The sequence below is a fragment of the Bacteroides sp. NGMCC 1.200775 genome, from assembly GCF_040798045.1.
GTDB classification, from domain to species: domain Bacteria; phylum Bacteroidota; class Bacteroidia; order Bacteroidales; family Bacteroidaceae; genus Bacteroides; species Bacteroides hominis.
In genome coordinates this window covers 236,669-248,349 of record NZ_JASCQK010000002.1, presented here as the reverse complement: position 1 = coordinate 248,349, position 11,681 = coordinate 236,669, and the positions used below count along the sequence as shown (strand labels likewise).

7 protein-coding genes are annotated in these 11,681 nt (G+C 44.0%); 1 reads left to right on the top strand and 6 read right to left on the bottom strand.

Features of this window, described 5'->3' with window-relative positions; translation table 11 throughout:
• Positions 1 to 8 precede the first annotated feature (8 nt).
• Genes QK890_RS07460 through QK890_RS07450 form a run of 3 tightly spaced genes read right to left on the bottom strand, consistent with a single transcriptional unit; the run spans position 9 to position 2,018 of the window.
• Complete coding sequence (locus tag QK890_RS07460; RefSeq protein ID WP_032529912.1) at positions 9 to 542, bottom strand: RsmD family RNA methyltransferase; 534 nt, start codon at positions 540 to 542, stop codon at positions 9 to 11.
• Positions 533 to 1,327, bottom strand: a complete 795-nt coding sequence (locus QK890_RS07455) for a DUF3822 family protein (RefSeq protein ID WP_005810471.1) — start codon at positions 1,325 to 1,327, stop codon at positions 533 to 535. Before QK890_RS07455 ends, QK890_RS07460 begins: the two co-directional genes overlap by 10 nt.
• 7 nt (positions 1,328 to 1,334) lie before the next feature.
• On the bottom strand, positions 1,335 to 2,018 hold the full coding sequence (locus tag QK890_RS07450) for a hypothetical protein (protein ID WP_005810469.1): 684 nt from the start codon (positions 2,016 to 2,018) through the stop codon (positions 1,335 to 1,337).
• A gap of 96 nt (positions 2,019 to 2,114) precedes the next feature.
• Between QK890_RS07450 and QK890_RS07445 the strand changes: the two genes are divergently transcribed.
• Entirely contained in the window at positions 2,115 to 3,533 is a 1,419-nt protein-coding gene (locus tag QK890_RS07445; RefSeq protein ID WP_032529914.1) for an ATP-dependent RecD-like DNA helicase, read from the top strand.
• A gap of 96 nt (positions 3,534 to 3,629) precedes the next feature.
• Here the strand turns inward: QK890_RS07445 and QK890_RS07440 are convergent, their stop codons facing one another.
• The 3 genes from QK890_RS07440 to QK890_RS07430 all read right to left on the bottom strand — a co-directional run bounded on the left by QK890_RS07440 (position 3,630) and on the right by QK890_RS07430 (position 11,402).
• Entirely contained in the window at positions 3,630 to 5,363 is a 1,734-nt protein-coding gene (locus tag QK890_RS07440) for a SusD/RagB family nutrient-binding outer membrane lipoprotein (RefSeq protein ID WP_005810464.1), read from the bottom strand.
• Between the two features lie 21 nt (positions 5,364 to 5,384).
• The gene (locus tag QK890_RS07435; protein WP_367627286.1) at positions 5,385 to 8,801 is read right to left on the bottom strand and encodes a SusC/RagA family TonB-linked outer membrane protein; all 3,417 of its coding nucleotides are present in this window, start codon (positions 8,799 to 8,801) and stop codon (positions 5,385 to 5,387) included.
• A gap of 330 nt (positions 8,802 to 9,131) precedes the next feature.
• Positions 9,132 to 11,402 (bottom strand): GH92 family glycosyl hydrolase, encoded by a 2,271-nt coding sequence (locus QK890_RS07430; RefSeq protein WP_005775457.1) that lies wholly within the window; start codon positions 11,400 to 11,402, stop codon positions 9,132 to 9,134.
• Positions 11,403 to 11,681: the final 279 nt, after the last annotated feature.

The following is an 11,681-nucleotide window of genomic DNA, read 5'->3' as shown; positions in this document are numbered from 1 at the left end:
TCTGCAGTTTATCTGAAAAAAGAGAAGTTTACACTACCGTATACTCTTCTTTCAATGAAATGGGGATTATCCTCAAAGTTATTCTTTTTGCCATGCTCCAGGACAAAAAGTCCGTTTTCTTTCAACATATTGTTTTCGAAAACCAGATCCGGGATTGTTTCCAGTTCTTTCAGTTCATAAGGAGGGTCGGCAAAAATAAAGTCGAATTGCTCATGACTGCCATTAATGAATTTGAATACATCTCCACGTATAGGCAGGCATTTATCCGTCTGCACTTCCTTCATTATTTTACTGATAAAAGCATGATGGGCACCATCTTTCTCTACACTAATGACACGGTCGCAACCGCGCGACACCAGTTCAATGCTGATGCTGCCTGTACCGGCAAAGAGGTCAAGGGCAACAATGCCGTCTTCGAAGTCCATGTAGTTGGATAAAACGTTAAACAGATTTTCTTTGGCAAAATCTGTTGTGGGACGTGCTTTGAATGTTCTGGGCACATCAAATCTTCTTCTTTTATATATTCCGCTGATTACTCGCATGTTAATAAGGCTTGCATGTCAATATTGCTTGCAGGGTTCATTATGAATACTTGTTGAATGTATTTACGTAATTCCTGCGTTAGTTTCTCTTTATCGTCAAATACACCTGTCAGGTGAAGTTCGTCTCGCTCCTGGTCGAAATTCAGTTGTTTCCAAAGATAGAGGAGATAGTAGATTCGGTCATCTGTTTTGCGACATTCAAATGAATTGGCAAGAAGCAGATGTCCGCGTTCGTAACAGAAAAAGTCGATGGCATTGTGGCGGATAGAGGCATATATCTTTTTACTGTTGCCTAATCTGCTTTTTGTTGAAAAATATTCTGCTAATGGGGCTGCCTGTGAATAAAATCTTGCCTCAGGGTAGTGATCGGACAAGAATTGATAAGTGCTTTTGTCCATACCGAAGATGACTACGGCATTATTCTTTTTTAAAATATTGTATTTTATTGTTTCATTTTCTTTGGGAGTGTGGTTGTGGTAGAATACCATTTCGGACTGATCATCCTCAAACAGTTCAAGGGGGATTAGTGTGAAACGTTTGTCCGCCATCAGGATGTTTACCCGTTTGTAAGTATGATTCAGAAAGTTTAATTCACGAAAAGCCTTTTTTAGGTTGGCTGTAAGAGATAATGAAGGCTCGACCTCTTTCTCAAAGAAAGAGAGCGAACTATCGTGAATCGGATTGTAGATAGAAAAAGAAAATCCATCCGTACTAAGACGGATGGACAATGTATATTGTTCCGATTTACTAAAGTCAATCGTTTCTGCAATTGCTCTATCGGGCATATTCGGATTATTCCCAGTTACCTGCGCCGTTGTTCGGAGTGTCAATAGAACCTACCATCAAGCCTGGATATTTACCCAGTTTGGTTTGAACATCTTTCAAGTTTGCGATTTCTTGCTTGTCAAGTCCGTTCAAGTATACATCATACGGAGTATTAGCCTGGAACAGGAAGATAGGAGCTCCTGATTTAGTTGTATCGTTTCTGGTGTACATTTCAAACTGTGCACCGCCACCGAACGGAACGTATCTCAAAGAGTCTGCATTGAATGACTTATCGTAGATAGTATCTGTTACGGCAACCCATATTGTATCACGTTTGAAGCCCATCAAGCCGGCAGCTTCAACTTCTTTCCAGTTGTTAGTCTTTTTAGCCTTGTTGATCATAGCCATAGCTTTCTTTTCAGTCATACCGTCTTCCAGCTGCTTGTCGCTCAATACGCCTTCTTTAGATACGAAAGGAATCTTTTGTGTCTTAACGAAATCGATCAGTGTGTCAAAGCTTGCAGTGTACTGCTTGTAGATATTACGATATTCTGCCTGAGCTTTACGAATATCGATCAAGCGGGCAACAACTGCTTTGTCTCTGTGCTTTTTAGCATTTTCGAAGTTGATAGGACCCATGATGCTGGCATAGCAAATGTAAACCAAAGCAATTACGCATAGACCTAGTACGATATTAAATACTGTTTTCATGATAAATATGTTTTTTTTAGTTTATATTCGTAGCGCAAAAATAAAATAAATAAATCTAATTAACGATAGTTCTTGTAACTTTTTTCTCGTACAAAAATGATAAATAACTATTTAGAGCGGCAAATTAAGGAAAATTTTTCTTATCAGCCAACTTTTGAGCAAGAAATAGCTGTAAAATCTCTTTCAGAGTTTCTACTTTCTACGGCTAATGAGACGGTTTTTGTGCTTCGTGGATATGCAGGAACCGGAAAGACTTCTCTTGTCGGAGCCTTGGTGAAAGCGATGGATAAGTTACAACAGAAATCGGTATTGCTGGCGCCTACGGGGAGGGCAGCTAAGGTATTTTCTGCTTACGCGGGACATCCGGCTTTTACCATTCATAAAAAGATATACAGGCAGCAGTCATTTTCGAATGAAGTAAGTAATTTTTCAATCAATGATAATCTTACCACCCATACATTATATATTGTAGATGAAGCTTCCATGATTTCGAATGAAGGTTTATCGGGATCTATGTTTGGTACGGGGCGGCTTTTGGATGATCTGGTCGAGTTTGTTTATTCCGGTGCAGGATGCCGTTTGCTGTTGATGGGAGATACAGCCCAGCTGCCTCCGGTAGGGGAAGAGCAAAGTCCTGCACTTGTTACAGAGGCATTGAAGGGATACGGACTGAATGTGATAGAGGTCGATCTGACACAAGTGGTGCGTCAGGTACAGGCATCTGGTATATTATGGAATGCAACCCAAATACGCCGGTTAATTGCTGAAGAGGAGTGTTACTCGTTGCCTAAGATAAAAGTGAGTGGATTTCCGGATATAAAGGTAGTACCCGGTGACGAGCTGATTGAGACCCTGACCGGATGTTACGAAAAAGATGGCATGGACGAGACGATTGTGGTATGTCGTTCCAATAAGCGGGCCAATATATATAATAAAGGTATACGTGCCCAGATTCTTTACCGGGAAGATGAACTGAATACGGGTGATTTGCTAATGATAGCGAAGAATAATTATTACTGGACTGAGAGGTATAAAGAAATGGATTTCATAGCGAACGGAGAGATTGCCGTGGTTCGCCGGGTGAGACGTACTCGTGAACTGTATGGTTTTCGGTTTGCCGAAATGGTTCTTTCATTCCCGGATTATAATGATTTTGAAATTGAAGCAAACTTGTTGCTGGATACACTCCATTCGGATGCCCCTGCCTTGCCCAAAACAGAAAATGACCGGCTTTTTTATTCCGTACTTGAGGACTATGCGGATATTACTGTCAAGCGGGAGCGAATGAAAAAGATGAAAGCAGATCCGCATTACAATGCTTTGCAGGTAAAGTATGCTTATGCAGTGACTTGCCATAAGGCACAGGGCGGGCAGTGGCAGAATGTTTTTCTCGATCAGGGGTATATGTCGGATGAATATCTGACGCCGGATTATTTCCGCTGGCTATATACAGCTTTCACACGTGCATCGAAGACACTCTATTTGGTGAATTATCCGAAAGAACAAATAGAGTGACAGGAGTATACATAAAAACAGGGAACCCATCACGGGCTCCCTGTTTCTCTTGTGTAACCTAATCTATTGTCAGTGCATGAATATTAATCTCGTTGTTTAGCGGAAATTGTTTGGAGTAACGTAATTGCCTCCATCATCATTGGTGTCGGCTACGTCCCACCATAAACGAGTTCCTTGTGTATCTACATCTTTCGGACGGTTCGGGTTGGACACTTCGCTATCCGGGTATCTCAGGCGTTTGATGAACTTGCCGTTTGCGACTTCACCCCCTGAGTTGTTGCCTCCTTTAGGTGTTTTCATGTAGCGGGGATAGTCTGTACGGCGGAACTCTGCCCACCCTTCATTGCCATTCGGATATACGGCAATCCATTTCTGGGTGATGATCTGCTCCAGTTGTGCTTCTCTGTCACCACTCTTGAAAGCTTGTAATCCTTTCAGTCCTTCCATATACTTGTTGATCTTCTCCTGACCTTCTTCGTCAGCGCCAATCTGATAGTAGTTGAAGGAAGCTTCGATGCCTTCCTTATATAATTCTTCAGCTGTTCCATTTGCACCTGCCCATCCGCGGAGAGCGGCTTCTGCCCGAAGGAATAAACTCTCGGAGTAACCCAGCCATACAATTTCACGTGCGTAGCACCACCAATGTTTACGGTCGAGTTTCTTCTGGTCTTGCTTGATGAATACGCGACTCGGAGAATAAGTGGTTGTATAGCTACCTCCCAATGAAGTTTCACCATTTTCACAACCATTGAAATCTTTCGTCATATCCTCTTTGGGTTCGGTTAGATTAAGATTTTCAAGGGCAGTCGGTCTCCACCACAAGATTTCGCAACGCGGGTCGAGAATGGTGGATTGTTCTTTGTAAGCTCTTTCCATTTCTTTGGATAACACTACGTTGGCACTCCAGTTGTACAGAAGTGTGTAGATGTTTTCGTTGCCACCCGTTATGTATGAATACTTGGGAGTCTGCTTCATGTTGTCGTCATCGTTTTGCATCAATCCGGCAGGATCAGTCATTGCTTTCTCACCCTGTTCTTTAGCCAGTTGAGGATCTACATTCGATACACGCAGTGCCAATCGTAAGCGAAGGGTATTGGCAAAACGAAGCCATTTGTCTTTGTCACCTCCAAAGCACTTATCGTTTTCACCCAAGCTGTATTGTGCGGTAGATGGGGTGTTATGGAGTGCAGTGATGGCTTGGTCAAGCATCTTAAAGATGACGTCATATACATCTTTCTGATCCATATACTTCACTTTTTCGTCTGTAGGCATTGCACCCTTTACGTAGTATTCCAATGGAATGGCTCCATAAGTGTCTGTCTGCATAGAGATCAGGAATGCGTAGTAGATGCGGGTGATATAGAATGCGTTATGATAGCGTTCCTTTCCACAGAACCAGAATGTTTTGATCAACTGGCTGTACTCTTCTACTGTACGATTATCGTAGAAGTGTTCCCAACGTTTTTTGGACCATCCGTCGTTATATCCGTAAGTAGGTGAGTTGGTTACGAATCCGCTGACATTGTTTGCAAAGTAAGCGGCGTAGATGTCATGGGTCAGATTGGTAGTAACCTGATAGTCGTTATACACTCCTTCGTAAGTTAGGTTGGCAAATACTGAACCGATGGCACTTTCCGTTCCTTGAAGGCTTTTCAGCGCGCTTGGTGTCAGTTCGTAGTCAATATCGATTCCGTCGGGGGTGGCACCGATTATTTCCGGATCGTATACCGGCGCATAGGGGTCGGTATTCATTTCTTCGAAATCATTACATGCAGCCAGTCCTAAGAGGAGGGTGCACATGGCAAGTGATTTATATATTTTGAATTTCATACTATATCTTTATTTATAAAATTAGAAACCAAGGTTAACTGAGAATCCGAATGTACGGGTATAAGGTACGGCCATAAAGTCGATGGCCTGTGAGAACATGGTCGTATCGTAACCACCTTCAGGACTTGTTCCCGGAGTGTGTTTCAACAGATAAGCCAGGTTGCGTGCCACGAATGATACATTCAGCGAGTTGATCGGTGTCTTTTTCAACATGCTTTTAGGGAACGTATAGCCGATAGCCAATTCTTTCAGTTTGATGAAAGAAGCGTCATAGATAAAGTCTTCCGCGTTCAAAGCACCGTAATAGTTGGAAGCTGAAATCTTTTGGGTATTCGGCGTTCCGTCTTCATATACTCCGGGGAATATCATCATGAAGTTGTCGCTTTCACCACGATTCATGGTACGTTTGGCCATACCTGAGCCTGTAGCGTTCATTTCAGAAATAGAGATGATGTCACCGCCGAATTTCATATCGAACATGGCCGATAGTGTAAAGCCTTTGTAGGTGAATGACGGAGATACGGACATCAGCAAGTTGGGTTGGATATTTCCGATGGGTTTTGCCAGGCGTTCGTCAGCGTCAGTAGTAGTCATAGGCAGACCGTTTTCTTTGTTGATGATGATGTTGCCCTGTTCGTCACGTTTGTAAAGGGTCTTAGCATAAATCTCACCCAGTTTATGACCCGGACGTGCACCTACGTTGATCGGGAAGTTAGAGTCACCGTTGAAATAGATGTAATCTACACCTTCAGCCAGTTTCTCTACGTTCGATACGTTTTTGGCCAGATTGACATTTAAGTCGAAAGAGAAGTCTTTCAGTTGTACCGGTGTCGAGTAAATCATCATTTCGAAACCTTTGTTGGTAATTAAACCTGCATTTACCCATTTCCCGCCACTCCAAGGAGCTGCGGCAGGCACTTTCATGATCTGGTTTTTCGTACGGCTGTAATAATAGGTAAAGTCAAATCCCAGACGGTTGTTGAGGAATTTCATATCCAGACCTGCTTCGTAGGATGAAGAGATTTCCGGTTTCAGTTGGTCGTTCATCTTCACGTTCGATTTGCTTGGGATCAGTTCACCCTTTTCGAACTTGAATCCGTAGGTGTTATACAGTTGATACGGATCTGTATCTTTACCTACTTGTGCTGCCGACAGACGTACTTTGGCAAAAGTTAACCAGCTTGGTAATGTCTTGTCCAGTGAACGGACAAAATCAGACACGACGAAACTCAAATTGGCAGACGGATAGAAGAAAGAGTTGTTCTTCTTTGGCAGTGTGGACGACCAGTCGTTGCGGGCAGTCAGGTCCAGTGACAGATACTCTTTCCAGGAGAGTTGTAGAGATCCGAAAACAGAGTTAGTAGCACGTTCATGGCCCGTTTCTCCCGCTGTGTTCAGCATATTGGCTGCATTGAAAATCCACTGTCCTTTATCAAGCATATTGCGTACACCGGCATTCAGTGACTCGTAGTTCTGGTACATGAAGTTACCGCCTACAGTGAAGCCCAGACGGAAATTGTCCGTCAACTGTTTGTCACCCATCAATACAATTTCCGCGTTCGATTCGAAGAAGTTCTGTTCTTCACGGTTCATTTCATCGTCTGTGATATCTTTGATACTGCTTTCGCCGTTGATACCGTCACCCGCATTAGTTTCTTCGATTCGGGTACGATAATAGTCGAATGCATACTTGGCGGATAGGTGCAACCAGTCGGTAAAGTTGATTTTCATTCCATAGTAACCGAAGGCTCTCCAACGTTCGTCAGAGTTGTGGCGTTGGTTCAGAACGTAATAAGGATTGCGGATACCGGCAGTAGGTCCTGTCCAGTTCACGTGTGCATTGTCGGCTGTGGAGTATTGTTTCAGATCGTCCAGACGGATATTGTTAGGAATACCCATCAATTGAGCGATGGCTCCGTATGTACCGAAATAGGGGCGGTCTTCTGCTTTGGTGCGTGAAAGTGAAATCTTTCCATCCATAGAAAGATACTTGTTCATTTCCATTCCGGCATTCAGGTCAAGGTTGATTCGGTTCAGTTTTTCGTTCGGGAATACGCCTTTGTTGTTTGAACTACCAAAAGAAGCGCGGAAATGTGATTTGTCTGTAACGTTACTTACAGATACATTGTGGTTCTGTGCGAAGCCGGTATCAAAATAATCTTTCAGTTTGTTTCCGTATTTGGAGAAAGCGTATGTGTCGCCGTTCCACGCTTTCTGCATGCTTCCGTCCAATACCGGTCCCCAGCTTGAGGAGTCTGTCGGATCATATTTCGCGTAATATTGAGACAGCGGATTCTTGTTCTCGTCCTGGGTCACAATGTGTCCCTGTCCATAGCGATCCTGCATCTCGAGGGTTTCGGCTACTTGACTCCAAGTGAAGTTACCGCTATAGCGCACTCCGAAACCGTCTTTCTTGCTGCCTTTCTTAGTAGTAACTAAGATAACACCGTTACCGGCACGTGAACCGTAAAGAGCGGCGGCATTCGGACCTTTCAGTACAGAAATCGATTCGATGTCTTCGGGGTTGATATCGACGGAAGAACCACCGCGGTCAACACCGCCGTAGTAAGTAGCATCCGAGTTATTGTTATCGCTAAACGGCACACCGTCTACAATCCAGAGTGGTTGGTTGTTGTCAGCCAGAGAAGAGTTACCACGAATCGTGATCTTGGTAGAACCGCCAAGACCTGTACCGGCCGTGTTCATTTGCAGACCGGCTACTTTACCTTGCAATGCACTGGTAACCGAAGGGTCTCCGGTCTGGTTCAGTTGGCCACCTTTGATTTCCTGTACGGCGTATCCCAACATTTTCTTTTCACGTTTGATACCTAAAGCTGTCACAACCACTTCACTGATCATCTGGGTATCTTCACTCATGGTTACGTTCAGGATGCTTTCCTTTGCAGGCAGTACTTGTTGTTTGTATCCGATATAGGAGAATACGATTTCAGCTTTCGGATCGTTGACCGTCAGGGTGTATTTACCTTCCAAATCGGTAATGGCTCCTGTGCTGGTACCTTTTACGGATACGTTTACACCGATCAGTGCTTCGCCGTTGGCATCTACAACCGTACCGCTGACCTGCCGTTTGATCGGGGTTTGTGCCGGATTCTGCTGTTTGGCAGCCTGAGACAGATAAACAATGTTATCTTCGATTTTGTATGTCAGGTTTTTGCCTTTAAGTGCAGTGTTCAGCAGTTGTTCCAGACTTACATTCTTTACTTCCAGATTCTCAATCGGCATGTTCGACGATTGATCGTCATAAAAGAATTGATACTTAGATTGGGATTGCACTGTCTTGATCACTTGCCCCAATGTAGTGCGGGGAGTCGAAAATGTGAATTGTGCGAATGACCACTGAATAGGAGCAGCAGCCAAAAGAATAACCAGCGATGCTTTGAGCAGCTTGGGTCTTTGAAACAGAGTTTTGTTTTTCATTGACTATAATTAAATTAATTAGTTAACTTTAAAAACATACAAGGTTTAAGCATGGTATTTATAATATAAATCAAGTGGCTTTTGTGCCCTTGATGTTAATAAAACAAGTATCCCGAAAGAAACACTTACTTCAGTTGCTGACTTTTTTGAGATTTATTTAGGAGGGACTTTCGAAGGGGGCTTTTCTCCCCTTTATTATGGGATGGGGGCGACTCAGTTTAATGAGTAGGAGGATATTCAGCCTAATGAGTAGGGGCATTCCCATTGGGTTGAGTCGATCCACCATTTAAATGGAGGTGGATCGACTGCCTCTAAGACAAGTGGAGTTGCTTATTTCTCTTTTGAGAATGAATACGGAGCGTCTTCTTCGCTAATACCTCTGTTGAGATTAGGCTGTGATCCCATCTTGAACTCAAGGATTCCACCTTTCAGCAAATCGTCGTGCTTCAAATAGTTCCGTGATGATTCCTTTCCATTCATACGGAGCGATTCAATGTACAGGTTTTCTTTACTGTTGTCCGGTGCATCTATCACGAGATTATTGCCGTTCTCAAAATGCAGAGTTGCCTTTTTAAAAAGGGGAGCTCCTAAGACATACTCGTCTGTACCCGGACATACGGGATAAAATCCGAGTGCGGAGAATACGTACCAGGCAGACGTCTGCCCGTTGTCCTCGTCACCGCAATAGCCGTCAGGTCCCGGAGTATACATGCGGTCCATCACCTGACGAAGCCAGTATTGTGCTTTCCAAGGTTGTCCGGCATAGTTATACAGGTAAATCATGTGTTGTATCGGTTGGTTGCCATGCGCATAGTTGCCCATATTCATCACTGTCATTTCACGAATCTCATGAATCACCTGTCCGTAATAACTGTCATCGAACACCGGCGGAACGGCAAATACGGAATCGAGCATTGTGATAAACATCTTTTTACCTCCCATCAGATCGATCAGGCCTTGCGGGTCATGAAATACCGACCAGGAATAATGCCAACTGTTGCCTTCTGTAAAAGCATCACCCCATTTCAGCGGAGAGAACGGTGATTGGAACTGTCCGTTTTCATTGCGGCCACGCATCAGTTTGCTTTCTTTGTCGAATACATTCCGGTAATTCATGGCACGTTTGGCAAACTGTTCGATTTCTTTTTGGGGGCGGTTCAATGCTTTACCCAATTGATAGATACACCAGTCATCATAGGCATACTCCAATGTACGGGCGGTGTTCTCATTGATTTTCACATCATAAGGGACATACCCCAGTTTGTTGTAATATTGATAGCCCAGACGTCCGGTAGAAGAGACCTCCGGATGCACGTTTTTCGTACCGTGAATCAATCCCTCGTACAGGGTCTTCACATCATCTACCTTCACTCCTTTCAGATAAGCATCTGCCAGTACTGATGCCGAATTATTGCCAACCATGCAGCCTCTATGTCCGGGACTTGCCCATTCCGGGAAGAAGCCGCTTTCTTTGTACGTGTTGATGAGTCCCTCCTGTATCTCTTTGTTTACCGAAGGATACATCAGGTTCAGGAATGGGAACAAGCAACGGAATGTATCCCAAAATCCGGTATCGGTGTACATATATCCGGGAAGCACCTGACCGTTGTAGGGACTATAATGAATCGGTTGACCGTCCGCTGTCAGTTCATAGAATTTACGGGGAAACAGGAGAGAACGGTAAAGACAGGAGTAGAATGTACGGTACTGATCCAGATTGCCGCCTTCTACTTCTATTTTGCCCAATACATGATTCCAGGCATCATTCCCTTTCTGTACCAGTTGTTCAAAGGAGTCGTTGCCTAACTCTTGCAGATTCTGAGTAGCTTGTTCGAAACTGATGAACGAAGAGGCTATGCGGGCATGTACGATTTCGCCTTTCCGGGTGCGGAAACCGATGACAGCTCCCGTATGATCGGCTTTCTGTTCCAGACTGCCTTCTTCCAGTTTTTTATCAGCGAAAGTGCCTTTGTAAGAGAAAGGCTTATCGAACTCGATGACAAAGTAATTTTTGAAGTTCTCGGGTACTCCGCCACTGTTACGGGTGGTATAGCCGATAATTTTATTTTCTTCCGGAATTACTTTTACGTAAGAACCCTTGTCGAACGCATCTACAACAACGTACGAATGCTCGTTTTCGGGGAAAGTGAAGCGGAACAGGACTGCACGCTCCGTCGGGGTCATTTCGGTCACGACATCATGTTCGGCCAAGTATACTTTATAATAGGCCGGAGTGGCAACCTCGCCTTTGTGACTGAACCAACTGGCACGTTTTTCTTCGTCAAACTCCGGTTTGCCTGTTATGGGCATGATGGAGAACTGCCCGTAATCGTTGATCCAAGGACTGGGCTGATGGGTTTGTTTGAATCCCTTGATTTTGTTGGCTGTGTACGTATATTGCCATCCGTCTCCCATCTTACCGGTTTGTGGTGTCCAGAAATTCATTCCCCATGGGCGGGCAATGGCGGGATAAGTGTTCCCGGTTGATAACTCGAAAGAGGACTGTGTTCCCATCAAGGGGTTAACATATTGGGTCCAGTCTTTGGCCTTAGCCATCAATGAGCAAGCTACAAGGCAAGCGGTCAAAAGAATTTTTTTCATGGTGTGAATAAGAGGTCTCGGAGACGTGTCAAATCTTGCCACAGAAGACACAGAGCAAAAGCAAAGTCATGGATGATTCATATGAACACTCCGTGCGACCCTGTGGTGAAAAGGCTTTTGATATAGCCCCGGACCTTTTTTATTAAATGAATATTATGTAATTTCTATCTACTATGATTACATGGGGCTGTGTTAAAACTCTTTTTACCACGGAGTAACACAGAGTATAGCAGAGTTTTTTGCTAATAATCAGTAACTTAAATCACCTCTGTGCTACTC

Excerpts from the sequence above, each read along its gene's own strand:
- QK890_RS07435 (WP_367627286.1), bottom strand. The coding sequence starts at position 8,801 with ATGAAAAACAAAACTCTGTTTCAAAGACCCAAGCTGCTCAAAGCATCG.
- QK890_RS07440 (WP_005810464.1), bottom strand. The coding sequence starts at position 5,363 with ATGAAATTCAAAATATATAAATCACTTGCCATGTGCACCCTCCTCTTA.
- QK890_RS07460 (WP_032529912.1), bottom strand. The coding sequence starts at position 542 with ATGCGAGTAATCAGCGGAATATATAAAAGAAGAAGATTTGATGTGCCC.
- QK890_RS07450 (WP_005810469.1), bottom strand. The coding sequence starts at position 2,018 with ATGAAAACAGTATTTAATATCGTACTAGGTCTATGCGTAATTGCTTTG.
- QK890_RS07430 (WP_005775457.1), bottom strand. The coding sequence starts at position 11,402 with ATGAAAAAAATTCTTTTGACCGCTTGCCTTGTAGCTTGCTCATTGATG.
- QK890_RS07455 (WP_005810471.1), bottom strand. The coding sequence starts at position 1,327 with ATGCCCGATAGAGCAATTGCAGAAACGATTGACTTTAGTAAATCGGAA.
- QK890_RS07445 (WP_032529914.1), top strand. The coding sequence starts at position 2,115 with ATGATAAATAACTATTTAGAGCGGCAAATTAAGGAAAATTTTTCTTAT.